A 24821-nucleotide genomic window follows, 5' to 3' on the forward strand; every position below is an offset into this window, starting at 1 on the left:
TAAGTCGGTAAAGACAGAATTTTGTGACGGCGTATCGTTAACGATGCGCCGGATAAGCCGTGTTTTCACGCTGATAACTGTTATACTGGCGCCATACTTTATTTATTGAACTACATCAAGGGCGAAAGACGAACTGCATGAGTGACGACCCCCATTACCAGCGCGAGAAAGAAAAATATGAAAACCCGGTAGCCAGTCGGGAGTTTCTTATGTCGGTTATCAAAGAACATGGCAAGCCGATTTCCTTTCTTGAAATTTGCGCAGCGGTTGGTGCGCAAAGTGAGGAAAGCCACATTGGCGTGCAACGCCGGCTTCGCGCCATGGAACGGGAAGGTCAGGTTCAGTTCACAAAAAGCAAACGCTACATCCTGCAGGATAAAGATGAGCTGATCCGGGGACGAATCATTGGTCACCGCGACGGCTTTGGTTTTCTGCGCCCTGAGGACAACAGCGGCGACCTGTATATTAGCGGTGGTCAGATGCAGCTTTTCCTGCATGATGATGTGGTTGATGCCCGCGTCAGCGGCACGGACAGAAAAGGGCGTAAGGAAGGATATATCGTGGCTGTCTTTGAGCCACGGGAAGAGCCTATTGTTGGCCGCTATTTTACTGAACAGGGTTTTGGTGTAGTGATTCCTGACGATAGCCGCATTAATCACGAAATTGTCATTCCGCCGGAAAGTGTCAATGGCGCCAGAATGGGGCAGGTGGTAGTCGTTGAGCTGACTCAGCGACCTCGCCGGCGCGTAAGCCCGGTAGGTAAAATCACTGAAATCCTCGGTGAACATATGGCGCCGGGTATGGAAATTGAAATGGCGTTACGCACATTTGATATTCCCCACCAGTGGCCACAAGGCGTAGAACGCGCAGTAAGCAGTTTAACTGAACAGGTTCCGGAAGATGCTAAACAGGGCAGAATTGATTTAAGACAATTACCTCTGGTGACCATTGATGGCGAAGATGCCAGAGACTTTGATGATGCGGTGTTCTGTGAACCACTGGATGATGGTGGTTGGCAATTGTGGGTCGCCATAGCTGATGTCAGTCATTATGTGCGACCGGGTACGGCGCTGGATACAGAAGCGGTAAATCGTGGTAATTCAGTGTATTTTCCCGAGCAGGTTATCCCCATGCTCCCCGAAGTGCTGTCCAATGGCTTATGCTCGCTGAACCCCGAAGTAGACCGCTTGTGCATGGTCTGCGAAATGACAATCTCTGCAGAAGGCAAGCTACAGGCTTATCAGTTCTATGAAGCAGTGATGAACTCTCATGCCAGACTTACTTACAATAAGGTCTGGCACATTTTGCAGGGCGATAAAGATCTGCACCAGCGTTATGAGTCGCACGTCGGCCATCTACGTAACCTGCATGATCTTTACCGGGTATTGAGAAAGGCACGGCAGCAGCGTGGCGCAATCGAGTTTGAAACACAGGAAAGTAAGTTCGTATTCAATGCGCAGCGAAAAATTGAGGATATCGTCCCGGTTGAACGTAATGATGCGCATAAGATGATTGAAGAGTGTATGATTCTGGCAAATGTCAGCGCGGCGCAAATGCTGGAATCGCACAGCGCGCCAGCACTCTACCGGGTTCATGACAAACCGGATGCTGACCGGCTTACTGCATTTACCTCTTATCTGGCAGAAATTGGTGTGCCACACCATATAACTGAAGATGCCTCGCCATCTGATTTTACCGCCGTGGTCAACAAAACCCGTAATCGTCCCGATCAGGAACTGATTCAGACCATGCTCCTGCGTTCAATGAAGCAAGCCGTGTATGACGGCGACAATGTTGGCCACTTCGGCCTGGCACTTGCGCAATATGCGCACTTCACCTCTCCGATTCGCCGCTACCCCGACCTCGTAGTGCACCGGGCTATTAAAGGCATCTTGTCTAAAAAGCCGTTTAATCAGAAGGTAGCGGGTGCCAAAGCGTATACTGAAGAGGAAATTGAGCAACTCGGCGAACAATGTTCAATGACAGAGCGACGCGCTGATGATGCAACCCGGGATGTTGCCGATTGGCTCAAATGTGAGTTCATGCAAGATCACGTGGGCAGCAGCTTCGATGGTGTAGTTAGCTCGGTGACAACATTTGGTTTGTTTATCCGGTTGGTGGATTATCATATTGACGGGTTGGTACACATCACGTCATTGAAAGATGACTTTTACCACTATGATGCGGTGAAACAATCACTGTCAGGCGAATCGGGCGCACGTCAGTTCCGTTTAGGTGACACTGTTTCTGTGCAGGTGGCCGCGGTAAATCTGGATGAGCGAAAAATTGACCTGGTACTGGATGATTCCCTGCTTAAGAGCCGTACCGGAAAAAAAGTAAAGGTGAAATCTGCGGGTAAGAAGTCTTCAGACAAACCTGGCAAACGGGCACCTAAAGATAAGCCTCGCAAAGGGGCGGGTAGTAACAGACCCAATAAAGGCAAGAAGAAGTAAATGGCACAAAATGAGTGGTTGTATGGTCTGCACGCAATAGATGCAGTATTGTCGACAGAACCTGAGCGAATCATCGAAATATTTGCGCTCAAAGGCAGAACCGATGAGCGGCTGAACGATGCTGTGAATCAGGCCCGACGGTTTGGCATCAGCGTTCAGTTTTGTCATCGCAAGGTGCTGGATGAGAAAGTCAATGGCGAGCAACATCAGGGTATCGTTGCAAAAGCTAAACCGGCCAGGGTACTCGATGAAAGTGACCTGGATAGACTTGTCGGGCAACACCCGTCACCATTATTTCTGGTACTTGATGGTGTTACCGACCCGCACAATCTGGGGGCTTGCCTGCGAACGGCTAATGCAGCAGGTGCACATGCGGTTATCGTACCCAAGGATAAGTCAGCTGGCCTCACCGGAACGGCACGTAAAGTTGCATGCGGCGCTGCTGAAACAACACCTTTCATTCAGGTCACCAATCTTTCCCGCACCCTTAAAGCACTACAGGCTCAGGGTGTGTGGATCATTGGAACAGCCGGTGAGGCAACCCAGGAGATTTATGATGTTGCGCTTAAAGGGCCTATGGCACTGGTGATGGGAGCTGAAGGTAAGGGCATGCGCAGGCTGACACGTGAGACGTGTGATGAACTGATAAAACTTCCCATGGCAGGCAGTGTTTCAAGCCTGAATGTGTCGGTAGCTACCGGTATTTGCCTTTACGAAATGGTGCGTCAGCGCCGCTAACTCCTTCTCAATGATACCTTTTAAGGCTGTAAGTGAATAAATCTTTACAGCCTTTTTTGTTTAAAATTTATCCTCCCTCTTTAATCCGCTCAAAAAATACCCTAGCTTAGCCATGTGGTCATTTGTTAACGGTTTGTTGCAAATCGAAATGTCCATGCAAATCGTGCGGTTTTATTACTTACTTCATCGTTTTTCTAAAAGATGACATGGGGTATGAAGCATGATAAGTATGTAATAAGTCTTATACATAAACCAACTTCGGCTTTTGTATAGTGGCTATGTCGAATCAGACATCTGATTTGAACGCAATGTAGTTTTTCACGGTGTTTAGTAATTCTGAGAGAGGCATGGAAAAGCGTCTTTTTCCGATAAAATGAAATCACTGGCAAGCTACAGCAGTAAGTTAAAACCCTTTTGTAACGCTACATTGAAGAGCGAGGGAGAAGTAACACCAAAACAATAAAATAAGATAAAAGGACAGCAAATGTTGAATAATAAACACACATTTTGTGGTAAAGCAGTAGTTGCATCGTTAACGCTTTTGAGTGCATCTGTCACGGCAGCCGTTAACAATGGTCCGGTAAAGGTCACAGAACCCGCGACAGCATCGCAAGCCGGCCAGCTACAAAATGTACTTTCCCAGAAGTTATCGCTGGTTCAAGACGAACAGCGTTATATTGTGAAGTTCAAGCAGACAGGATCTGCTGCATTGAAGGGCAAGGATAAAGCAAACAAAGGCCCGAATGAAAACGCTGCTGATGCCGCGTTTGATGCGATTGCAGCTAAAAATATCCTGAAAAATGCTGGCGCCAAGCCGCACAAAGTACTGGGCAAACACAAGATGGTTGCCGCTTCAATGAGCAAGTCAGTACTTAACAAGCTTCGCAAAAACCCCAATATCGAAGAAATTTCAGACGATCCTAAGCGTCGCCTGATGGCACAAACCACGCCTTATGGCATCAACATGGTACAGGCTAGCCAGTTCGCCCAGAGCGATACCAGTGCGCGCCGTGTGTGTATTATCGATACCGGTTACAATCTGGGTCACAGTGATCTGCCAGGCACAAATAACGGCCTGACGGGAAATGCCAATAACTCTGCAGTGGGTAACTGGTACAATGACGGTAATGGTCACGGTACGCACGTTGCCGGTACCATTGCAGCATACGACAATACACAGGGTGTAGTGGGTGTTTACCCCGGCGTTAACATGCACATCGTTAAGATCTTTAACGATAATGGTGACTGGACTTACGCCTCTGATATTATCGATGGCATCACACAGTGTCAGAACGCAGGTTCAAACGTTGTTAATATGAGCTTGGGTGGTGGTGGTTCATCATCTGCTGAAGGTGCTGCTATGCAGGGCTTTGTTGATGATGGCATGCTTTTGGTTGCTGCTGCAGGTAACGATGGTAACAGCACTAAGTCGTATCCAGCGTCTTACAGCGCAGTTATGTCGGTAGCAGCGGTTGATTCAAACGAGAATCATGCAAGTTACTCACAGTATAACTCTGCAGTTGAAATTGCAGCGCCGGGTTCTTCTGTTTATTCAACCTATCCTGACAACTCGTATGCGACCCTGAATGGTACATCCATGGCGACGCCTCACGTTGCAGGTGCCGCGGCATTGGTATGGAGCTACTTCCCGCAATGTACGAATACGCAAATTCGTAACGCGCTAAATACTACAGCAAAAGATCGTGGTGCTTCTGGTCGTGATAACTATTATGGCTACGGTATTATCAAGGTCGCTAATGCTGTTGATTATCTGAATACCAATGGCTGTGATGGCACAGGTTCTGGTGGTGGCACAGGCGGTGGCGGTGTTGAGCCGGTATCTGGCCAACTGTCTAACCTGTCAGGCACAAGTGGTGCGTGGGACCGTTATACCTGGAATATTCCTACTGGCGTATCGACGATGACGGTACGTATCTCTGGTGGTTCTGGCGATGCTGACCTGTATGTAAGATATGGCGCGCAGCCGTCTACGTCTACCTATGATTGCCGTCCTTATAAAAACGGCAACGATGAAGTATGTACATTCAGCAATCCTTCATCAGGCACATGGCACATCGGTCTGCGTGGATATTCCTCGTACTCTGGCGTGACCATGAACTATAGCTACGAATAAGTGATGTAATCGTTAACAAAAGGCCGCACCCGCGGCCTTTTTTTGTTTAGCAAATACAGTAATAATTCTGACCCTTGCCATTAGTTGTGACAGTTGTTAGTGTGCGCGCCTGAGATCGACACCCTTTTAAATAAATAGACCGTTTCTTAGCGCAAATTCCGCGCATGTTACTGATGTTTTCTTCAGCTCGGGCCAGGCGTAAAAAATACACGGCATCGCCTAAAAATAATTCAAAATTGGCCTATCGTTGCCCTATCTTTTCTGTTATCATTTCGCGCCCTTTTTATGGGGGTATGTACATAAAAGCAGCAATAGTTGTTGCTTTTAGCAGCTAAACGACTCGAGAGAGTCTTAATTTATCAGCGGAGCACTAACATGATCCAAATGCAAACTAACCTGGACGTTGCAGATAACAGCGGCGCTCGCAGGGTTCAGTGTATTAAGGTTCTGGGTGGCTCGCATCGCCGTTATGCAGGTATCGGTGACATCATCAAAGTTACCGTCAAGGAAGCAATTCCTCGCGGTAAAGTTAAAAAAGGTGACGTACTGAGCGCAGTGGTGGTGCGTACTAGAAAAGGCGTTCGTCGTGCAGATGGTTCTACCATCCGTTTCGATAATAACGCGGCTGTTTTGTTGAATGCCAACAAACAACCAATTGGTACGCGTATCTTTGGACCGGTTACCCGTGAGTTGAGAAGTGAAAACTTCATGAAAATCATCTCATTGGCCCCAGAGGTACTATAAGGAGTCACGATAATGGCTAGAAAAATTCGTCGTGATGATGAAGTAGTCGTATTAGCGGGTAAAGATAAAGGTAAACAAGGCAAAGTCCTTAAAGTACTGGTATCTGATGACCGTGTAGTTGTAGAAGGCGTAAATCTTTCTAAGAAACACCAAAAGCCTAACCCTCAACTGGGTGAGCCAGGTGGCATCGTAGAAAAAGAAGCTTCTATTCACATTTCTAATGTTGCGATTGTTAACCCGGCAACGGGTAAAGCGGATCGTATTGGTTTCCGTACTGAAGACGAGAAGAAAGTACGTTTCTTCAAGTCGAACGGTGAACTTGTTTAATTAATTGGAGAGTACGATGGCGAAACTGCATGATTTCTATAAAGAAACAGTAGTAGCTGAACTTGCGAAGCAGTTCGGGTACAAAAGCGTCATGCAAGTCCCTCGGATTGAAAAGATCACCCTGAACATGGGTCTGGGTGAAGCAGTTGCTGACAAGAAGGTGCTTGAAGCTGCGACCGCCGATATGGCGTCTATCGCAGGTCAAAAGCCGGTTGTTACAGTTGCTAGAAAATCAGTAGCGGGTTTCAAAATCCGTGAAGGTTATCCGATTGGCTGTAAAGTAACCCTGCGCGGCGAACGTATGTGGGAATTTCTTGAGCGTTTGGTATCAATCGCTATCCCGCGTATTCGCGACTTCCGTGGTCTGAATCCTAAGTCATTCGACGGACGTGGTAACTACAGTATGGGCGTGCGTGAGCAAATCATTTTCCCTGAAATCGATTTCGATAAAGTGGATAAGGTTCGCGGTATGGATATTACTATCACTACCAGTGCGGACAATAATGAAGAAGCACGTGCTCTGCTGGACGCGTTTAACTTCCCATTCAAAAAGTAAGGGGTGTAGGGTTATGGCAAAAGAATCAATGAAGGCTCGTGAAGCTAAGCGTGAAAAGCTTGTCGCTAAGTACGCTGAAAAGCGCGCCGCACTTAAAGCGATTATCAGCGATGTTAACGCTTCTGAAGAAGAGCGTTGGGACGCTGTTCTGAAGCTACAACAACTACCACGTGATTCATCCAGAGTTCGTCAGCAAAACCGCTGCCGCATCACTGGTCGTCCACATGGTTACCTACGCAAATTCGGTCTTAGCCGTATCAAGCTGCGTGAAGCAGCAATGCGCGGTGAAGTCCCTGGCTTGAAAAAAGCCAGCTGGTAAGGAGTAGCTGATAATGAGCATGCAAGATCCTATCGCGGATATGTTTACCCGCATCCGTAACGGCCAGATGGCACAGAAAGTCTCTGTAGCTATGCCATCTTCTAAACTGCGCACTGCAATCTGTGGTGTTCTGAAAGAAGAAGGTTATATCACTGACTTCGCTGTTTCTGGTGACGTTAAGCCTGTTTTGGAAGTAGAACTTAAGTACTTCGAAGGCAAGCAAGTAATTGACACTATTGAACGTGTAAGCCGTCCTGGTCTGCGCATCTATAAGAAAAAAGATGAGCTGCCAAAAGTAATGGGTGGTCTAGGCGTAGCTATCGTGTCGACTTCTAAAGGTGTGATGACTGACCGTGCTGCGCGTAAAGCAGGCATGGGCGGTGAGATCATCGGTTATGTTGCGTAATCGGAGGAGTTGAAATGTCACGAGTAGCAAAAGCCCCGGTAGACATCGCATCAGGTGTAGAAATTTCTATCTCTGGTCAGGATGTTTCCGTTAAAGGTAAAAATGGCACTTTGACACGCACTTTCAACGATGCAGTTGAAGTGGTTCAGGAAGAAAACCAGCTTAAAGCACTACCTCGCGAAGGTTTTGCTGATGCATGGGCACAAGCAGGTACTGTACGTGCACTTCTGAACAGCATGATTCAAGGTGTTACACAAGGTTTTGAGAAAAAGCTTCAGTTAAACGGTGTTGGTTACCGTGCGCAAGCACAAGGTAGCAAACTTAACCTGACACTGGGTTTCTCTCACCCTGTTGCGTACGAAATGCCTGAAGGCATTACGGTTGAAACTCCTAGCCAAACTGAAATCGTCGTTAAAGGCGCCGATAAGCAGGTGGTAGGACAGGTTGCGGCGAACATCCGTGCATATCGTCCACCAGAGCCTTACAAAGGCAAAGGTATTCGTTATGCCGATGAGCATGTACGTCGTAAAGAAGCTAAGAAAAAGTAGGTGGGTGATACGATGGATAAGAAAGCAGCTCGCTTGCGTCGCGCAACTCGCGCACGCGCAAAATTTCGTGAACTGGCCGCGCATCGCTTGGTTGTAAACCGTACACCTCGCCACATTTATGCTCAGCTTATCGCCGCTGGCGGTGCTGAAGTATTGGCGGCAGCTTCTACCGTTGAAAAAGATCTTGCAAAAGATCTGAAATCAACAGGCAATGCTGAAGCAGCGGCAGTTGTTGGTAAAGTCATCGCAGAGCGTGCAAAAGAGAAAGGCATTGAACAAGTGGCTTTCGATCGCAGCGGTTTCAAATACCACGGTCGTGTTAAAGCATTAGCTGATGCAGCTCGCGAAGCTGGCCTTCAGTTCTAGGAGTTTATAATGGCTAAACAAGATGTTCAAAACGGTGATATGCTGGAAAAATTGATTGCTGTAAACCGCGTTTCTAAAGTGGTTAAAGGTGGTCGAATCTTCAGTTTCACTGCATTGACGGTAGTGGGTGACGGCAATGGTCGCGTTGGTTTTGGTTACGGTAAAGCACGTGAAGTGCCAGCCGCAATCCAAAAAGCAATGGAAAAGGCTCGCCGTAACATGGTAACTGTTGACCTTAAAGGTCACACGTTGCAGCACCCAATCAAAGGTCGTCACTCTGGCTCTAAAGTTTACATGCAGCCTGCATCAGAAGGTACTGGTATTATCGCCGGTGGTGCAATGCGTGCAGTACTTGAAGTAGCTGGTGTACAAAACGTACTTTCAAAATGTTACGGCTCGACTAACCCAATGAACGTTGTTCGCGCAACGATCAATGCACTAACAGAGATGAATTCTCCTGCTGGTGTTGCTGCCAAGCGTGGGTTGTCAGTAGAAGAGATTTTGGGGTAAGCAAACATGGCAACGATTAAAGTAAAGCAAACAAAAAGTGCGATTGGCCGTCTGCCAAAGCACAAAGCAACGCTTAAAGGCTTAGGCCTTCGTAAAATCAACCATGTTCGCGAGTTGGAAGACACCCCAGCTGTTCGTGGCATGATCAACCGTGTTAATTACATGGTTGAAATCGTCGAGGAGTAAGACATGCGTTTGAATGATATTTCTCCTGCTCCAGGAGCAAAAAGTTCTGGTAAGCGTGTTGGCCGTGGTATCGGCTCAGGTCTTGGTAAAACCGGTGGCCGTGGTCACAAAGGTCAGAAAAGCCGTTCAGGCGGTTCTGTGAAGCCAGGATTTGAAGGTGGTCAGATGCCAATTCAGCGCCGTCTGCCTAAATTTGGTTTCACGTCTCGTAAGAGCATGGTCACAGACCAGGTAACGTTGACTGAAATCGCGAAGGTAGAAGGTGACACTGCATCTCTTGAGACTTTAAAAGCAGCGGGTATTGTGAAAAAGCATATCCAGTTTGTTAAAGTCGTTAAGAGCGGTGAAGCGTCACGTGCTGTAACGGTCAGCGGGTTGAAGGTGACAAAAGGCGCTCGCGAAGCGATTGAAGCTGCCGGCGGTAAAGTAGAGGAATAAGCTAGATGGCTAAACCAGGATTGGATTCGGGCGCGAAAAGCGGCCTTAGTGAGCTTAAGGCGAGATTGTTGTTCGTATTCGGTGCGATCGTAGTATTCCGGTTAGGGTCTTATGTCCCGATTCCTGGAATAGATCCTGCGGTCCTGGCCGACTTGTTCGAGCAGCAGAAAGGTACCATCGTTGAAATGTTTAACATGTTCTCCGGTGGAGCTCTTGAGCGTGCATCCGTTCTGGCTTTGGGCATTATGCCATACATTACTGCGTCCATTATTATGCAGTTGCTCACAGTGGTTCATCCACCGATGATGGAGCTTAAAAAAGAAGGTGAGGCGGGGCGTCGCAAAATCAGCCAGTACACGCGTTATTTAACGTTGATACTGGCCACGTTCCAGGCAATTGGAATCGCGACAAACCTGCCAAACCTGATTAATGGATTGGTGATAAGTCCTGGCTTCGGATTCTACTTTACGGCGGTAGTGAGCTTGGTCACAGGAACAATGTTCCTGATGTGGCTGGGTGAGCAAATTACCGAAAGAGGTATCGGTAACGGTATTTCTATACTGATATTTGCTGGTATTGTTGCCGGTCTGCCAACAGCGATAGGTCAGACTGCGGAACAAGCGAGACAGGGCGATATTAATTTATTATTCCTGTTGTTGATTGGCGCCATCATCATTGGCCTTATCTATCTTGTTGTGTTCGTTGAACGCGCACAGCGTCGGATTGTGGTAAACTACGCTAAGCGTCAGCAGGGCCGTAAGGTTTATGCTGCGCAAAGTACACATTTACCATTAAAGGTTAATATGGCTGGGGTTATCCCACCAATCTTTGCTTCCAGCATCATTCTGTTTCCCGGAACTATCGCAGGATGGTTCGGTCAGAATGAATCAACAGCTTGGTTGCAGGACGTTGCATTAATGCTTTCGCCTGGTCAGCCGCTGTACGTGATGCTTTATGCAGCAGCGATTATTTTCTTCTGTTTCTTCTATACCGCGCTGGTATTCAATCCTCGCGATACAGCTGACAATCTGAAGAAGTCTGGTGCATTTATCCCTGGTATCCGTCCGGGTGAACAAACATCACGTTATATCGATAAGGTAATGACTCGCCTGACACTGGCTGGCGCTCTTTACATAACCTTTATTTGTTTGGTGCCTGAATTCATGCTAATTGCCTGGAATGTGCCGTTCTACTTCGGTGGTACGTCACTACTCATTATCGTGGTAGTTATCATGGACTTTATGGCGCAGGTACAGACGCATCTGATGTCTAGTCAGTATGAGTCTGTTCTGAAGAAAGCTAATCTGAAAGGCTACGGCCGCTAAGATTAGTGCACTACGGAGTGATGTAATGAAAGTTCGTGCATCAGTAAAGAAGATTTGCCGTAACTGTAAAGTCATTAAGCGCAACGGTGTTGTGCGTGTGATTTGTACAGAGCCAAAGCATAAGCAAAGGCAAGGCTAATCATAAAAACGCGGTAAATTCTTTTTGAATAGATTTTAAGCTGAGCCTGACAGGTTCAGCTTAGTCTGTTACGTTAGAATGAACCTAATGTTGCAATTTAGTCGACGGGTAAGTATCCTATCGGGCTTTTTAGGCTGTCGACCAATATTAATATAGAGGAGTGCTGTTAATGGCCCGTATCGCTGGCATTAACATTCCTGAACACAAGCACACTGTAATCGCGCTTCAAGCGATTTACGGTGTAGGCGCAACTCGTGCTAAAGAGATCTGTGCTAACGCTGGTGTTGCAGAATCAACAAAAATCAAAGACCTTGACGAAGCGACTGTAGAGAAGCTGCGTGAAGAAGTCGGTAAATTCATGGTTGAAGGTGATCTTCGCCGTGATATCTCCATGAGCATCAAACGTTTGATGGACCTGGGTTGCTTCCGTGGTATACGCCACCGTCGTAGCTTGCCTCTACGTGGTCAGCGCACTAAAACAAATGCGCGTACCCGTAAAGGTCCTCGTAAGCCAATCAAGAAGTAAGCGGGGGAGTATAAGTTATGGCTAAACAACCAACTCGTACAACGCGTAAACGCGCTAAACGTCAGGTTGCAGACGGAATGGCTCATATCCATGCGTCTTTCAACAACACAATTGTGACTATTACTGACCGTTCTGGTAACGCTCTGGCATGGGCAACATCTGGTGGTTCAGGTTTCCGTGGTTCACGTAAATCTACCCCTTTTGCTGCACAGGTTGCTGCTGAGCGTGCAGGTGTTGCTGCACAAGAATACGGTCTGAAAAACCTTGAAGTATTTGTTAAAGGTCCAGGTCCAGGCCGTGAGTCTGCGATCCGTGCACTTAACGCTACTGGTTATAAGATCACAAACATTACCGATGTGACCCCTATTCCTCACAACGGTTGTCGTCCACCGAAAAAACGTCGCGTTTAATCGACGGACAGTTGGAGAAAGAACATGGCAAGATATTTGGGTCCAAAACTCAAACTTAGCCGTCGCGAAGGAACCGACCTGTTCCTGAAAAGCGGCGTTCGCGCAATCGATTCAAAATGTAAAATCGATACAGCGCCTGGTCAACACGGTGCCCGTCGTGGCCGTTTGTCTGACTACGGTGTTCAGCTGCGTGAAAAGCAAAAAGTTCGTCGTATGTATGGCGTTCTGGAAAAACAATTCCGCAACTACTATAAAGAAGCTGCACGTATTAAAGGCAACACAGGTGAAAACCTGCTTCAGCTTTTAGAGCAGCGTCTGGATAACGTAGTTTATCGTATGGGATTCGCCAGCACTCGTGCGGAAGCACGTCAGCTGGTTAGCCACAAAGCGATCATGGTAAATGGCCGTTGTGTGAACATTCCATCATTTAACGTTTCTGCCGAAGACGTGGTTTCTGTTCGTGAAAAAGCTAAAAAGCAAGCGCGTATCTTTGCTGCTTTAGAATTGGCTGACCAACGTGAGAAGCCAACCTGGATAGAAGTTGACAGCAATAAAATGGAAGGCACGTTCAAACGCGTTCCTGAAAGAACTGACCTGTCTGCTGATATTAACGAACAGTTGATCGTCGAACTTTACTCTAAGTAAAGCTAACTAAAGAGGAAGCATTGTGGGTTCTGTGACTGAATTCCTAAAACCGAGATTAGTTGAGATCGAGAACGTTTCTCCTACTCGTGCCAAAGTAACTTTGGAACCGCTGGAGCGTGGCTTCGGTCATACTCTGGGTAACGCCCTGCGTCGCATTTTACTGTCATCCATGCCTGGATGTGCAGTAACCGAAGTTGAAATTGATGGCGTACTACACGAGTACAGCACCAAAGAAGGTGTGCAAGAAGACGTCATCGAAATCTTGCTGAATCTGAAGGGTTTAGCAGTTCGTCTTGAAGGCAAAGACGAAGCTACGTTAACGATAGTGAAGTCTGGCGCTGGCCCTGTTGTTGCTGGTGATATTCAGCATGATGGTGATGTAGAGATTGTGAATCCTGACCACGTGATTTGTACGTTGACTGGCGAAACTGAAATCAGTATGCGCATCAAAGTAGAAATGGGCCGTGGTTACATTCCAGCTTCTACCCGTCGCTCCTCAGAAGATGATGATCGTCCAATTGGTCGTTTGTTAGTTGATGCTTCATTCAGCCCCGTAGAGCGTATTGCATATACTGTTGAGTCTGCCCGTGTTGAACAGCGCACAGACTTAGACAAGCTAATCATCGACATGGAAACAAATGGTACTCTGGATCCTGAAGAAGCGATCCGCCGCTCAGCAACGATTCTTGCTGAGCAGTTAGATGCCTTTGTTGACCTGCGCGATGTATCAGAGCCAGTACAGAAAGAAGAGAAGCCGGAGTTCGATCCGATTCTACTTCGCCCTGTAGATGATCTGGAACTGACAGTACGTTCTGCAAACTGCTTGAAAGCGGAAGCTATCCAGTACATTGGTGACCTGGTTCAGCGCACTGAGGTAGAGCTACTTAAAACGCCAAACCTTGGTAAGAAATCGCTAACTGAAATCAAAGACGTGTTAGCCTCTCGTGGTCTATCTCTGGGTATGCGCCTGGAAAACTGGCCACCAGAGAGCATCGCTGACAAAGATTAATCAGGTTTTTATCAAACTGATTTGTAGAGAAGGATAAAACTATGCGCCATCGTAAGAGTGGTCGTCAGTTGAATCGCAACAGCAGCCATCGTCAAGCTATGTTCAAAAACATGGCCGGCTCTTTGGTCAAGCACGAAGTGATCAAAACGACGTTACCCAAAGCGAAAGAATTACGTCGCGTAATCGAGCCTCTAATCACACTTGCTAAGCAAGACAGTGTAGCAAACCGCCGTCTGGCCTTTGCACGTACTGGTGATAAAGAGGTTGTAGGTAAACTGTTTAACGACCTAGGTCCTCGTTACGAGGCCCGCCCAGGCGGTTACACACGCATTCTTAAGTGTGGCTACCGCGCAGGCGACAATGCCCCAATGGCATTCGTTGAGCTAGTAGACCGCCCTGAAGTTGAAGTTGCTGAAGAAGCTGCGGAAGCTGAAGAGTAAGCTATAAAAAGCTTTCAATAAAAAAACCCGGCTCCGGCCGGGTTTTTTGTGAGTACTACAATTTTACTTTTAGTACTTATTTTTTACCGATATAGGCGAGAATATAAACATCTGGAGAGATGGTCGACTATGAGGGCCTATTTGGTTATAAGATAATTTGATATAGCAATATTTAACATTCAAGGATTCAAGTACATAAACTTTCCTTTTTTAGTGGAGAAAAGGAAAGAGTTCACTTAAAGCTTTTAATAATCCTCTGATTATTTCTCTAACTTTCTTTGTAATATTCTTCAAAATTTTTCATTGGCGAATTGTATAACTTAGAAATTGAAAAGATGTTTATTTGCGAAATGGAATTTTTTCAATTGAAGCAGTTATGCTAATCCGGCTATCCGCATATAACAAGAAACTATATTTCTTATTCTATTTATTTGATAAAATCTACCTATAACCAAGATGAAAATGCATTCAGGGTGAGTTGTTTAACGAATCATACAAACTGACTCAGCCGCCAAGGAGAACAAGATGGTTGTTTATTGCACAGTTGATACTTCATATAGCTGGCAAGAATTTTGTGATGGTTTAGATCAAGGCACAGTTTTTGAAACGCTAGATGACGTAGTATTTGACGATAAAAAAAATATTATCATCAGAGAGCCGGTAGATATATTTGAATTAGTTGAGATAGAAAACCTTGATAGAACTATAGAAATTAATGTCGTTCTACTGCCAATCTTAGTCCTTATTTTAGAAACCCTTTATAAAGATTCATATTTCAATGAAACTAAAAATGCGTTAGTTGCAAACAGACGTTGGATCCTGAAATATTTGAAAAAATCAAGTGCTAAAATATCGATATCTAATGCTATTACAACTTACAGTAACTTTAGCTGTAATACAGTGTTCTCTGCGTTTGATATATATGAAAAAACGATAAGCCTGAAGTGTGACGACTGTACCTATTTACTTGGATTTTTTGAGTATCATGATGATATATCCCTTTCCGCACTTGAATCTGCATTGGAACCCTATGGTTATAACCCGGTTGAATTCAGTCAAAGGAAAATAGATATAGAGCAATTTAAAAAGTTGCGAAATCATACCGTTTCTGCCTTAGAGTTTAACAATACTCTTAAGCAGCTATTCGTAGTACAAGAAGCATTCGAGTGTACGATAGATAATCAAATCGAAAACGAAAAAGAACTAAAGGACTCACTTGAAAAACTTGAAAAGAGAAAAACTAAGGAAGTTCTCAGTTTAGAGAGAAAGCTGTTAAAAAAACAGTCTGAGGAACAAGAGCTAAGAAGTCAGGTTGCAGAATTTAATATTTACAAGAGATCTTTTCTATGGAAGATCTATAATCTTTCCTCCCCACTTTTAGTCAGGTTAATTAAAAGACACGATAAAAATTCCAAGCTTCTAACAGAAATAAAGTCGCTTTACAGTAGTGCTTACTTCGATCCTGATTGGTACATTAATACTTACCCCGATGTTGCTTCTTCTTTCGTAGATCCTGCTGAGCATTATCTGAGATTTGGTGCGTCAGAAGGTAGGAATCCATCGCCTAAGTTTAATACAAATTGGTACATGTCTACCTATCCAGATGTTCTTCAATCAAAGATTAACCCTCTGATACATTTTATTGAATTCGGCGAGAATGAAAAAAGAATGCCTAGGCCATTAAATACTATTTAATCTATTTAGGAATACTTTATGGAAGATAATGAAAATGTTTTCGTTGCGAGGGCAAATTATTTTTTCGCTAATGCTGATTACGTTAACGCAGAAAAGTATTACGAATTAGCACAAGAAAAAATAGGGAAGAAATATTTCTCTACAAACATCTGGCTTTGTCAACAGCGTCTGTTGATGGAGAGCAAAGATGAAAATTCTTTCCTGAATGAGATAATATCTCCTTCATTTAATGATGACACTAATTGTACTAATTCAGAATTAAGTGCGCAGCTCGAAGAAACACAGAATTTATTAGAGAAATATTACAAAGAAGCTTTAGATTTAAAAACGAAATTAACTGAATTGAGAAAAAAATGAAAGTCTTAACTGTATTTGGAACAAGGCCGGAAGCCATAAAAATGGCCCCATTAGCGTTAAAGCTAGCAACTACAGATGGTATTAATTCTAAAGTATGCGTGACTGCCCAGCATCGAGAAATGCTGGACCAGGTACTCGACTTGTTTAAGCTAACACCAGACTTTGATTTAAACTTGATGAAACCTGGTCAGGATTTAACTGATATAACTGCAGGTATACTTCAAGGCATGAAGCGGGTCTTTTCAGAATTCAAACCTGATATTGTATTGGTACATGGTGATACAGCGACAACATTTGCAACGAGTTTAGCAGCGTATTATCAACAGATCCCTGTTGGGCATGTTGAAGCTGGTTTGCGAACAGGTAATATTTATTCACCATGGCCAGAAGAGGCAAATAGAAAGTTGACCGGCGCCATAACCTCATTACATTTTGCGCCAACGAAAAAGTCTGAGTCTAATCTTCTTAATGAAGGAATACAGCTGGCTGCGGTACATGTAACGGGTAATACTGTAATTGATGCTTTGCTTGAAGTGTCTGCAAAGTTCGACAGTGACGAGAGATTGTTATCTGAAATGCAACGCAAATTTGACTTTTTAGATAGCGAAAAAAAATTGATTCTTGTTACCGGTCACCGCAGAGAGAGCTTTGGTGGCGGATTTGAACGCATATGCTCTGCGCTTGCCCGCACTGCCGAGGCACATCCAGAGTGTCAAATTCTTTATCCCGTTCATCTTAATCCGAATGTGCAGGAGCCGGTCAAAAGATTATTGAGCGGTGTTTCCAATATTAAATTAATTGAGCCCCAGGATTATCTGCCGTTTGTTTATCTGATGAATCAAGCCTATATCATTTTGACTGACTCAGGTGGTATTCAGGAAGAAGCGCCCTCTTTAGGTAAGCCTGTCCTAGTGATGCGTGACACTACAGAGCGCCCGGAAGCAGTTGACGCAGGCACAGTTCAGTTAGTAGGAACTGATATAGACAAAATCTCAAATAGCCTAACTCGTCTGTTGACCGACAAACAGGCTTACAAAGATATGAGCTTTGCGCATAACCCGTACGGTGATGGTAAAGCTTGCGATAGAATTATTCAGATTTTAAAGGATCATCATGGAAATCAATAAAACAGTCTGTGTTATAGGACTTGGTTACATAGGCCTTCCAACTGCAGCGTTATTGGCAAACAGAGGGTTTAAAGTTCACGGCGTCGATGTAGACAAACATGCTGTAGACACAATTAACGAAGGCAAGATTCACATTGTTGAGCCTGACCTTGACACCTTTGTTAATTCCGCAGTTAACAGTGGCATGCTGACAGCACATTTAGAGCCGGCTCCAGCCGATATTTTCCTGGTTGCTGTACCAACGCCATTTCACCACGACCAACTAAATCCAATTACCAATTCACCAGTTCCCAATGTAGATTACGTGGTAAAAGCAACTCAGGCTATCGCTCCCCATGTTAAGCCGGGCAATCTTGTTTTGCTTGAGTCTACATCTCCTGTTGGTACAACGCAGATGATGGCAGATGAACTTGAAAAAGCAGGTGTAGATCTTTCTCAGATTCATGTTGCCCACTCGCCTGAAAGGGTACTACCCGGTCACATCATGCGTGAGCTGATAGAAAATGACCGTGTAGTAGGCGGTATCAACCAAGCTTCAACCGACGCCGCAGCAGATTTTTATCGTAGTTTTGTACAGGGCGAGGTATTGGAAACCACAGCAAAGACTGCAGAAATGGCAAAACTAACGGAAAATGCGTTTAGGGACGTCAATATTGCCTTCGCTAATGAACTGTCTATGTTGAGTGATGATATGGACATTGATGTGTATGAACTGATATCACTGGCGAATCACCATCCACGAGTCAATATTCTACAGCCTGGCTGTGGAGTAGGTGGCCATTGTATATCCGTTGACCCATGGTTTATTGTCAATTCAGCCAACGGCAAAGCTAAAATGGTTGAGCAAGCGCGGCGAACGAATGATTATAAATCAGATTGGGTAATCGAAAAAGTCAAAAACGCAGCGCTGCAGTTTGAAAATCAACATGGGAAACAGCCTATAATAGCTTGCATGGGGTTAGCTTTTAAACCTGACATTGATGATTTAAGAGAATCTCCTGCATTACGCATAGCTATAGCCCTCGATAAAGAATTAAATATAATTTCTGTTGAACCAAACGTAGATAAAGTAGACGGATTAGAACTCGTCGATGAGTCAGTGGCGTTAGATGCAGATATTGTCGTCTACCTTGTAGCCCATAAGCAATTTAAGTCGCATTCTAATACTGAAGCAACATTAGACTTCGCAGGTTTGTTTAAATAAAAATTCAGCTACGAATGCCCCTTCTTTTATGAGGGGGCGAGTTTTCTACTATTTAGGATTTAAGTTTCACGCTATGAATAATGAAAAAGCAACTCTTCTTGAGAAAGCTGAAAGTTTGTTACTCGAAGATACAAAAAAAATTAAAGTTCCAGTGCACAAGCGTGTTGCTTATATCGTAAGTCATGGCGCTTCTTATGCAAGTAATGGTTATGCAATAAGAACACAAACAGTAGCAAAAGGTCTTCAGGAAGCAGGCTTCGAAATAGTATGTTTTGTTAAACCAGGTAGGCCATGGGTATTAGATGAACAAATAGATATAAGTATTGAAGAAACGATTGACAAAGTTAGGTATGTTCATTCTGAGAAGCATAGAAGCTATGTTTTTTCATCAGCAGATGAAGAGCTTGAAAGAAATGTAGAATACTACCTTAAAATGTTTAAAATTTATCGACCCGAAATTATTTTAGCTGCTTCAGATTATAAGGTAGGCCTACCATCTCTTATAGCTGCAAGAATTCTTGATATACCTTTCATAAATGAAGTTAGAGGATTTTGGGAGCTGACCCGGTTAAGTAAAAATCAGTGTTATATGGATTCAGAGGAATATTTTCAACAAATAGAAATAGATACCTATGTTGCAAAAAATTCCGACAAAGTTCTTACCTTAAATAATCAAATGAAGTCATATTTGGAGCAACGTGGCGTCGAGTCAAATAATATAAAACTGTTACCAAACAGTGTCAATAAATTACCTCCAGTTGAGCTAAAAAAGAGAAAAGTAAAATCAGACCAATTCACCATTGGTTTTATTGGTAGTACTAACGAATACGAGGGTATATCCGACCTCATTGATGCCTGCCAATTATTGAATGATGAAGGGTATGAAGTAAAATTACTTATAGTTGGTAGCTCTAAAGCCTATAAAAATAAAGCTGAAACTACAAAAACGAAATTCTCCTGGCTTGAAGAAGTTGGCCGAGTTGGCCATTGTGAAGTTCCGGCCTATTACGCTGCTATAGATTTGATCGTAATACCGAGGAGGAATGAACGAGTTTGTAACATCGTGCCTCCGTTGAAAATAGTAGAAGCACTTTCTTATAATAAAAATGTAGTAGCAGCCGATATTCCTCCACTAGCAGAGTATGCATCTGACTTTGATTCGATAACACTATTTAAGTCTGGTGATGTACTTGATTTAAAAAATACAATCAAAAGTGCTTTTAAAAACCAAAAGTCTATTAAAAGAAAGAAGTTATTAACTACATCTAATATAAATGAAGCAATAGATGTTTTGAATTCTTATATAAAGAAGACAACCTCAAAAACTATAACCGCAGATGCACAAAAACTACCTGAATTACAATTTACACGTCAAACTGCGATTTTTTCTATTCTGCTAGACTGCGAAAACATAAATAGTAAAAGCTTAGATTATTTTCTTTCATTGGTGGATGTTGAACAAAATAAAAGATTACGTATTTCTATATCTGCAACTAATGTAAAAGATCCTCAATTAATCAAAAGATTTCAAAATTTAGGCATCTTAAATACTGGGCTAGCTGATAACTTACAAATAAAAAATAGTAGCTACGATATTGTTATCACTAATAATAGAAATGGTCGGATTCCAGAAGATGACTCCTATGAACTCGATTCGGGTCTTGGGATATTTGAATCAGTTATATCATTGGCAAAGAATGTATCTAGAAACAAAATTTTATACGTCGTTAATACTGATGATTCGAATCTGTCAGCTGGTTACCATAAAAGGTCTCTTCACCTTGCGGAAGGTTTCTTAGACAATGAAATAACTATACCGCTAGTTTCTTTAAAATCTAAGAAATTTGGAATTCGAAACAATATAAATTTTATCCCAAAAGAAAGTAAATTACTACGACGAATTATTGAATGGCTGCAACCTGCAACGATAATAGCAGCTTCAAACCACGAAAATGCAAGACCGTTTTTGGAATTAAAGGATTCTTTATCTTTCGACTTTGTCTACGAAATGCGCGGGTTATGGCATGAAACCTATGCAGCTAAAATGCTTGAAAAAAATAAGAATTACAATATATCTGGCGATAAATATTATCTTCAAGAGTTGCGGGAAGAGTTAAAAACAGTCACTCAATCAGACAAAATTGTTTTCATATGCGAAGAAATGAAAGCCTATGTTGAAAATAAATTAGGCAGAACGATCTCAAATTATGCAGTGGTTGGGAATGGATTTAAAATTGATAAGTCAAGACCAAGAGAAACCAAGCCGATCAAAACTGCAGATTTATTAACGATTGGCTACTTCGGGGCAATAACCTATTACGAAGGAATAACCTTCTTATTAGACGCAGTCTACGATTTAGTATCTCAAGGCTATAATATTAGAGTATTGCTACTCGGCAAGAACTCGATTAAAGAAAAATGGGTTCTCGATTTATCTAAATATGATTTTGTAGAATTTGGTGGATTTGTAAATAATATTGACGAACAGTATGAAAAAATAGATTTGTTCGTGATACCGAGGCTACCCTATTCGGTGTGTCATAATGTAGAGCCACTAAAACCTTTTGACTGTTTCTCACGTCAAGTTCCGCTTTTGGTATCTGATTGTGACGCTTTGAAGCGCTTAGCTGCTGATGGTGAAAGAGCTATGTTGTTTCGCGCTGGAGATAAGCAAAGCCTGAAAGATGCTATAGTTGATTTGTATACAAGCGGATACCCGGAAGAAATGCTGAAAAGAGCAAGGTTATGGGTTGAAAATAATACATCCTGGTCAGATCTGACATCAAAATATTCTAAGTTAGTACAGAAACAAAAAAAGAAGATCTATTACTTGTATGCTGACAAGTGGTGTGTTTCATATAAATGGAGTGGCGCATCAATCAATACAATTAATGAAATGGCTGTAATGATTGAAGATAACGATGTTTATTATAATAATATATACGTCAATGATCTTTTTGAAGACGGATTGTTTGATGAACAGGCCTTTGTAGATAGATTCAACTCTACACCTTCTTCAAAATTTAAACGCTCGAAATTTTTAAAGAACGTATATATACCTGATAAAGTTTACGATATATGTTTTTTCAGAAGTAGCGATGAAGAAAAATACATTCAGTTTTTCAAACATGAGCTACCTGAACCTAAGGTATTTAGTCACAACTACGTAAAGTCTATTTGGGAACGTTATGTAGTAGGATTTCAAACTGAATCTTCTTACAATTTTGCAGGACAACTGAAACTTAAAGACTTCGACGACGATGGCACCTTAGGTTATAGAAATTGTAACATGATACCAAGAGCTGGTTTCATTCGTTATCAGTCTAGTGTGCAAAATGCAAATAATGGAATTGTATACGACGAATCCCTCGAGTTTAGAAAATCACTTAATTCCGAATTTGTTATTGGTGTAATAGGTACAATTTACGAAGGAACAAACCCGAACTTACTAATTGAAGCAGTTAGCGAATTGCGCAAAATTTACCCACAAAAAAATATTACGCTAGTTATATATACAATTAATGTTCTCATTGAATTACCAAAGGAAGATTGGATTATAATATCCAATTTTTCAAAGGATAAAAAGTTCTCGTCACTTTCTCAGCTTGATATTATGGTTAATACTTGGAATTCAACTGCCCAGCTATATAGCGGATCTAACAAAAATATTGATGCGATAGAGCACGAGATTCCACTAATTGCAGCTAAGACGCCTGCTTATGAGGAGCAATTGGGAGAAGACTATCCGCTATTTTATAAATTTGATTCTAAGGTATCTGTTTCTAAAATTAGTATTGTCTCAAGCTTTAAAAGTTTAATTGAAAAATGTTTTGATGAAGATTTTTTGCTTGATGTAAGATCCTATCTTCGCTGGAGAAAGACATATATTTCCAAAGAAGCATCTTCTTTTTTGTATGCAAAGCAAATTAGCGCACTCTGTGAAAAACATGTTTTAATCGTAACACAAAATCTCGGTGTCGGTGGTGTACAAAAATATACAAGACAGTTAGTTAAATCGCTTCCAACTTGTAAGATAACAATTCTTATCGATGATGAGGTTAGTCGTTCTGACTATACACAATTTGGTTATGGGTCAAGATCTATAAAAATAGAAAGCTTGGCTAATTTCGATAAACTTGATTTGTATAGATTTGATACCGTATTTTTGAATTCTTATCCAGTTGATGAGGCTCGCTTAGAAAATATATTGTCGAAGCTAGATGTCGCTGGCTGCAGGGTATTTCCAATACTACATTCAGATATACATCCTTTCACGGTAGCGATCTCTCGTTTTCTGAGTAAAGTCAACAAGTTGATTACAATTAATAGAAAAATAATAGACAAGTTGAAATTTAATTGTCATACAGATTTTTCTCGTGATTTTTATCATATTACACCATCTTTGGATGATTTCGATTTCTCCACCAGTTTACCAAAAACTGAAAGAACCAAAAAAATCGCTTTTTTTGGTCGAATTGCGAGACTAAAATGTGTTGATTTTCTATGCGAAGCCTTCTGTGAGTATAGCTTAAATTATAATAGTGACTATGAGTTACATATCTGCGGGCCTCTCGCTCATAAAGGTTTAGATAAGGTTATTGACCTTTGCAATAAGAAAGCAGGAAAGAAAATTATCTATTTGCACGATAAGGAGTTCTCTGCAACAGAAAGAATGGAGTTGTTTTCAAGCATTGATGCTTTAATTTATACAACTGCAACTGAAGGTTTACCGTACACTTTTCTTGAAGCTAATGCGAATGGCGTACCTGTAATCAGCACGAATGTCGGGGCAGTTTCTACGCTCGTAAAGGATGGCATCAATGGTTTCCTAATTGACCTTAAAGGGTTATACCTCGAAAATCTTTACGAAGAAAAGCCATATAACAGGTTAGCTGAAATAATGAAAGAGAATAAGGAGTCTTATATCGAGACTTTTAGTTCGACTTTGCATAAATTTGAGTTCGGCGAAGTTTCACTTGATGAATTGAGTTTCAATTCTATCTATTTAGCTAAAGAAAATTTCCTTTTTGACAAGATGCGAAACGCATTTCGTGAAGTTGTGTATTCAAAGGATTCTAAATGAATACTTACGGTTATGTTTTTAAAAATCTATCTTCAAGCTCTGAATTCGCTTCGCTAGTCAGCTCGGGTCAGCGTAGCTTTCACTTTCGATATAAAAACTTTGATTTTTACTATCTTCATAGAAGTAGAAGCTTAAACACCTTAGTTTCTTTTCATGCCGCGGTTTCTCCGAGTATCGATCTACCTGTTTTTCGCGGGCATAATTGGAACATAGATAATGCGAATATTCTTTGTGTTAGCGATTATACTCTAGCTCGTTATAGGGATTTTAATAAAAGTAAAATACCCTTTGATTCTACTTTTTTTCAGCCTACGAAAAATATCAATACTGAGAAAGTGCTAACAGATGTTATCCGCTTTGTTGTAGATTATAATTCTGGTGACTCAATTATGTTTGGGACAAGTGCGGGAGGCTTAGCCGCCTTGAAATATAGCTGTTATTTCGACTCAGTTGCACTAATCGGTAACGCAGAATTTTTCCTAGAGAGTTGGTGGAATTTTCCTAATACTGCAAATATAATCAAACAGCAAAATGATGAGATTTTTTATCCAGACATATTTCAATGGATAAAAGAATTCGGCCCTCCAAAGAGATTGGTTTTGTCATCTAACGTCTTTGATGAGATGACATATGACAAACACCATGCTCCTCTTATTTCTTTTTTTAAGAATTTTTATCCTGATCAAATTTTTGAAATAAGACATTGTGAGAAACATACTGGTAAGTTCCACACTTCACATTTCCCGGGAAATACACCTCATAAGGGCCTAATAAAAAACTTACTATACAAATCCAAAGAAGTTGTAATTTCAACGTACTTTCCTAACAGAGTCCTTGACGACTTTTCAGATTATAGAAACTTCATAAAGGTAATCGATCTAAATAATCTATCATCTTTGCATGATGATGACTTGAGATCATTTAATTATATGTCTTCTCTTTTAGTATTATATGGAGAAGAGAAGGAGTCACCTCTTTCTGACTTACCATTGAAGTTTGACTGGGTCTTTAGGAAAAAAGACGCCATTAATCTCACTCCGAGTAAGCACGGAGTTTTTACTATTTCACTGCCTTTCAAAGATTTTGTAATTAAGACAAATTCTTTTAGGATCGAAAAGAATTCTTAAGACGATAAC

26 protein-coding genes are annotated in these 24821 nt (G+C 42.4%); all 26 read left to right on the forward strand.

Going from position 1 to position 24821, the window contains the following annotated elements; translation table 11 throughout:
- The first annotated feature begins 137 nt into the window (after positions 1 to 137).
- The 26 genes from rnr to HHX48_RS15350 all read left to right on the forward strand — a co-directional run bounded on the left by rnr (position 138) and on the right by HHX48_RS15350 (position 24812).
- Positions 138 to 2453: a ribonuclease R gene (gene rnr / locus HHX48_RS15225; protein WP_191026292.1), complete on the forward strand. Its 2316-nt coding sequence runs from the start codon at positions 138 to 140 to the stop codon at positions 2451 to 2453.
- Complete coding sequence (gene rlmB / locus HHX48_RS15230) at positions 2454 to 3191, forward strand: 23S rRNA (guanosine(2251)-2'-O)-methyltransferase RlmB (RefSeq protein ID WP_191026293.1); 738 nt, start codon at positions 2454 to 2456, stop codon at positions 3189 to 3191. It abuts the gene before it with no gap.
- Between the two features lie 484 nt (positions 3192 to 3675).
- The gene (locus HHX48_RS15235) at positions 3676 to 5325 is read left to right on the forward strand and encodes a S8 family serine peptidase (RefSeq protein ID WP_191026294.1); all 1650 of its coding nucleotides are present in this window, start codon (positions 3676 to 3678) and stop codon (positions 5323 to 5325) included.
- Between the two features lie 375 nt (positions 5326 to 5700).
- Positions 5701 to 6069 (forward strand): 50S ribosomal protein L14, encoded by a 369-nt coding sequence (rplN, locus tag HHX48_RS15240; protein ID WP_139755146.1) that lies wholly within the window; start codon positions 5701 to 5703, stop codon positions 6067 to 6069.
- Positions 6070 to 6081: 12 nt separating this feature from the next.
- A complete protein-coding gene (gene rplX, locus HHX48_RS15245) occupies positions 6082 to 6396 on the forward strand; it encodes a 50S ribosomal protein L24 (protein WP_191026295.1) in 315 nt (104 codons plus the stop codon).
- Between the two features lie 16 nt (positions 6397 to 6412).
- Complete coding sequence (gene rplE / locus HHX48_RS15250) at positions 6413 to 6952, forward strand: 50S ribosomal protein L5 (protein WP_139755148.1); 540 nt, start codon at positions 6413 to 6415, stop codon at positions 6950 to 6952.
- A 13-nt stretch (positions 6953 to 6965) separates the two neighbouring features.
- The gene (gene rpsN / locus HHX48_RS15255; RefSeq protein ID WP_139755149.1) at positions 6966 to 7271 is read left to right on the forward strand and encodes a 30S ribosomal protein S14; all 306 of its coding nucleotides are present in this window, start codon (positions 6966 to 6968) and stop codon (positions 7269 to 7271) included.
- Positions 7272 to 7284: 13 nt separating this feature from the next.
- A complete protein-coding gene (gene rpsH, locus HHX48_RS15260) occupies positions 7285 to 7677 on the forward strand; it encodes a 30S ribosomal protein S8 (protein ID WP_139755150.1) in 393 nt (130 codons plus the stop codon).
- A gap of 14 nt (positions 7678 to 7691) precedes the next feature.
- On the forward strand, positions 7692 to 8225 hold the full coding sequence (gene rplF, locus HHX48_RS15265) for a 50S ribosomal protein L6 (protein WP_191026296.1): 534 nt from the start codon (positions 7692 to 7694) through the stop codon (positions 8223 to 8225).
- A 12-nt stretch (positions 8226 to 8237) separates the two neighbouring features.
- Complete coding sequence (gene rplR / locus HHX48_RS15270; protein WP_139755152.1) at positions 8238 to 8591, forward strand: 50S ribosomal protein L18; 354 nt, start codon at positions 8238 to 8240, stop codon at positions 8589 to 8591.
- Positions 8592 to 8600: 9 nt separating this feature from the next.
- On the forward strand, positions 8601 to 9101 hold the full coding sequence (gene rpsE / locus HHX48_RS15275; protein ID WP_108568767.1) for a 30S ribosomal protein S5: 501 nt from the start codon (positions 8601 to 8603) through the stop codon (positions 9099 to 9101).
- Positions 9102 to 9107: 6 nt separating this feature from the next.
- Positions 9108 to 9287 carry a 50S ribosomal protein L30 gene (gene rpmD, locus HHX48_RS15280; RefSeq protein WP_044058207.1) on the forward strand — a complete coding sequence of 60 codons (180 nt, stop codon included), beginning with the start codon at positions 9108 to 9110 and terminating at the stop codon, positions 9285 to 9287.
- 3 nt (positions 9288 to 9290) lie between these two features.
- A complete protein-coding gene (rplO, locus tag HHX48_RS15285) occupies positions 9291 to 9725 on the forward strand; it encodes a 50S ribosomal protein L15 (RefSeq protein ID WP_139755153.1) in 435 nt (144 codons plus the stop codon).
- Between the two features lie 5 nt (positions 9726 to 9730).
- Entirely contained in the window at positions 9731 to 11050 is a 1320-nt protein-coding gene (secY, locus tag HHX48_RS15290) for a preprotein translocase subunit SecY (RefSeq protein WP_191026297.1), read from the forward strand.
- Positions 11051 to 11075: 25 nt separating this feature from the next.
- Positions 11076 to 11189, forward strand: coding sequence for a 50S ribosomal protein L36 (gene rpmJ, locus HHX48_RS15295; RefSeq protein ID WP_013786217.1), 114 nt, complete (start codon positions 11076 to 11078; stop codon positions 11187 to 11189).
- 169 nt (positions 11190 to 11358) lie between these two features.
- A complete protein-coding gene (gene rpsM / locus HHX48_RS15300) occupies positions 11359 to 11715 on the forward strand; it encodes a 30S ribosomal protein S13 (protein WP_139755155.1) in 357 nt (118 codons plus the stop codon).
- 17 nt (positions 11716 to 11732) lie between these two features.
- The gene (rpsK, locus tag HHX48_RS15305) at positions 11733 to 12125 is read left to right on the forward strand and encodes a 30S ribosomal protein S11 (RefSeq protein WP_137168129.1); all 393 of its coding nucleotides are present in this window, start codon (positions 11733 to 11735) and stop codon (positions 12123 to 12125) included.
- A 24-nt stretch (positions 12126 to 12149) separates the two neighbouring features.
- On the forward strand, positions 12150 to 12770 hold the full coding sequence (rpsD, locus tag HHX48_RS15310; RefSeq protein ID WP_191026298.1) for a 30S ribosomal protein S4: 621 nt from the start codon (positions 12150 to 12152) through the stop codon (positions 12768 to 12770).
- 19 nt (positions 12771 to 12789) lie between these two features.
- Entirely contained in the window at positions 12790 to 13779 is a 990-nt protein-coding gene (locus tag HHX48_RS15315) for a DNA-directed RNA polymerase subunit alpha (protein ID WP_139755157.1), read from the forward strand.
- A 41-nt stretch (positions 13780 to 13820) separates the two neighbouring features.
- On the forward strand, positions 13821 to 14219 hold the full coding sequence (gene rplQ, locus HHX48_RS15320) for a 50S ribosomal protein L17 (RefSeq protein WP_191026299.1): 399 nt from the start codon (positions 13821 to 13823) through the stop codon (positions 14217 to 14219).
- 525 nt (positions 14220 to 14744) lie between these two features.
- A complete protein-coding gene (locus HHX48_RS15325; protein WP_191026300.1) occupies positions 14745 to 15914 on the forward strand; it encodes a hypothetical protein in 1170 nt (389 codons plus the stop codon).
- Between the two features lie 18 nt (positions 15915 to 15932).
- On the forward strand, positions 15933 to 16271 hold the full coding sequence (locus HHX48_RS15330; protein ID WP_191026301.1) for a hypothetical protein: 339 nt from the start codon (positions 15933 to 15935) through the stop codon (positions 16269 to 16271).
- Positions 16268 to 17398 (forward strand): non-hydrolyzing UDP-N-acetylglucosamine 2-epimerase, encoded by a 1131-nt coding sequence (wecB, locus tag HHX48_RS15335; RefSeq protein WP_191026302.1) that lies wholly within the window; start codon positions 16268 to 16270, stop codon positions 17396 to 17398. Before HHX48_RS15330 ends, wecB begins: the two co-directional genes overlap by 4 nt.
- Positions 17385 to 18602 carry a UDP-N-acetyl-D-mannosamine dehydrogenase gene (wecC, locus tag HHX48_RS15340; RefSeq protein WP_191026303.1) on the forward strand — a complete coding sequence of 406 codons (1218 nt, stop codon included), beginning with the start codon at positions 17385 to 17387 and terminating at the stop codon, positions 18600 to 18602. The genes wecB and wecC overlap by 14 nt, the downstream gene beginning before the upstream one ends.
- A 73-nt stretch (positions 18603 to 18675) precedes the next feature.
- Positions 18676 to 23685 (forward strand): glycosyltransferase family 4 protein, encoded by a 5010-nt coding sequence (locus HHX48_RS15345; protein ID WP_191026304.1) that lies wholly within the window; start codon positions 18676 to 18678, stop codon positions 23683 to 23685.
- Positions 23682 to 24812, forward strand: a complete 1131-nt coding sequence (locus HHX48_RS15350; protein ID WP_191026305.1) for a hypothetical protein — start codon at positions 23682 to 23684, stop codon at positions 24810 to 24812. Before HHX48_RS15345 ends, HHX48_RS15350 begins: the two co-directional genes overlap by 4 nt.
- Positions 24813 to 24821 lie beyond the last annotated feature (9 nt).

Origin of the sequence: Salinimonas profundi, from assembly GCF_014750655.1 — a bacterium.
Taxonomy (GTDB): domain Bacteria; phylum Pseudomonadota; class Gammaproteobacteria; order Enterobacterales; family Alteromonadaceae; genus Alteromonas; species Alteromonas profundi_A.

What these genes read in the sequence shown, in the direction of transcription:
- rpsK (WP_137168129.1), top strand. Translation starts at nt 11,733, where the DNA reads ATGGCTAAACAACCAACTCGTACAACGCGTAAACGCGCTAAACGTCAG.
- rnr (WP_191026292.1), top strand. Translation starts at nt 138, where the DNA reads ATGAGTGACGACCCCCATTACCAGCGCGAGAAAGAAAAATATGAAAAC.
- HHX48_RS15350 (WP_191026305.1), top strand. Translation starts at nt 23,682, where the DNA reads ATGAATACTTACGGTTATGTTTTTAAAAATCTATCTTCAAGCTCTGAA.
- rpmJ (WP_013786217.1), top strand. Translation starts at nt 11,076, where the DNA reads ATGAAAGTTCGTGCATCAGTAAAGAAGATTTGCCGTAACTGTAAAGTC.
- rplN (WP_139755146.1), top strand. Translation starts at nt 5,701, where the DNA reads ATGATCCAAATGCAAACTAACCTGGACGTTGCAGATAACAGCGGCGCT.
- HHX48_RS15235 (WP_191026294.1), top strand. Translation starts at nt 3,676, where the DNA reads ATGTTGAATAATAAACACACATTTTGTGGTAAAGCAGTAGTTGCATCG.
- wecB (WP_191026302.1), top strand. Translation starts at nt 16,268, where the DNA reads ATGAAAGTCTTAACTGTATTTGGAACAAGGCCGGAAGCCATAAAAATG.
- secY (WP_191026297.1), top strand. Translation starts at nt 9,731, where the DNA reads ATGGCTAAACCAGGATTGGATTCGGGCGCGAAAAGCGGCCTTAGTGAG.
- rpsE (WP_108568767.1), top strand. Translation starts at nt 8,601, where the DNA reads ATGGCTAAACAAGATGTTCAAAACGGTGATATGCTGGAAAAATTGATT.
- HHX48_RS15330 (WP_191026301.1), top strand. Translation starts at nt 15,933, where the DNA reads ATGGAAGATAATGAAAATGTTTTCGTTGCGAGGGCAAATTATTTTTTC.
- rpmD (WP_044058207.1), top strand. Translation starts at nt 9,108, where the DNA reads ATGGCAACGATTAAAGTAAAGCAAACAAAAAGTGCGATTGGCCGTCTG.
- rplO (WP_139755153.1), top strand. Translation starts at nt 9,291, where the DNA reads ATGCGTTTGAATGATATTTCTCCTGCTCCAGGAGCAAAAAGTTCTGGT.
- wecC (WP_191026303.1), top strand. Translation starts at nt 17,385, where the DNA reads ATGGAAATCAATAAAACAGTCTGTGTTATAGGACTTGGTTACATAGGC.
- rlmB (WP_191026293.1), top strand. Translation starts at nt 2,454, where the DNA reads ATGGCACAAAATGAGTGGTTGTATGGTCTGCACGCAATAGATGCAGTA.
- rpsD (WP_191026298.1), top strand. Translation starts at nt 12,150, where the DNA reads ATGGCAAGATATTTGGGTCCAAAACTCAAACTTAGCCGTCGCGAAGGA.
- rpsM (WP_139755155.1), top strand. Translation starts at nt 11,359, where the DNA reads ATGGCCCGTATCGCTGGCATTAACATTCCTGAACACAAGCACACTGTA.
- HHX48_RS15325 (WP_191026300.1), top strand. Translation starts at nt 14,745, where the DNA reads ATGGTTGTTTATTGCACAGTTGATACTTCATATAGCTGGCAAGAATTT.
- rplQ (WP_191026299.1), top strand. Translation starts at nt 13,821, where the DNA reads ATGCGCCATCGTAAGAGTGGTCGTCAGTTGAATCGCAACAGCAGCCAT.
- rplR (WP_139755152.1), top strand. Translation starts at nt 8,238, where the DNA reads ATGGATAAGAAAGCAGCTCGCTTGCGTCGCGCAACTCGCGCACGCGCA.
- rplE (WP_139755148.1), top strand. Translation starts at nt 6,413, where the DNA reads ATGGCGAAACTGCATGATTTCTATAAAGAAACAGTAGTAGCTGAACTT.
- rplF (WP_191026296.1), top strand. Translation starts at nt 7,692, where the DNA reads ATGTCACGAGTAGCAAAAGCCCCGGTAGACATCGCATCAGGTGTAGAA.
- HHX48_RS15345 (WP_191026304.1), top strand. Translation starts at nt 18,676, where the DNA reads ATGAATAATGAAAAAGCAACTCTTCTTGAGAAAGCTGAAAGTTTGTTA.
- rplX (WP_191026295.1), top strand. Translation starts at nt 6,082, where the DNA reads ATGGCTAGAAAAATTCGTCGTGATGATGAAGTAGTCGTATTAGCGGGT.
- rpsN (WP_139755149.1), top strand. Translation starts at nt 6,966, where the DNA reads ATGGCAAAAGAATCAATGAAGGCTCGTGAAGCTAAGCGTGAAAAGCTT.
- rpsH (WP_139755150.1), top strand. Translation starts at nt 7,285, where the DNA reads ATGAGCATGCAAGATCCTATCGCGGATATGTTTACCCGCATCCGTAAC.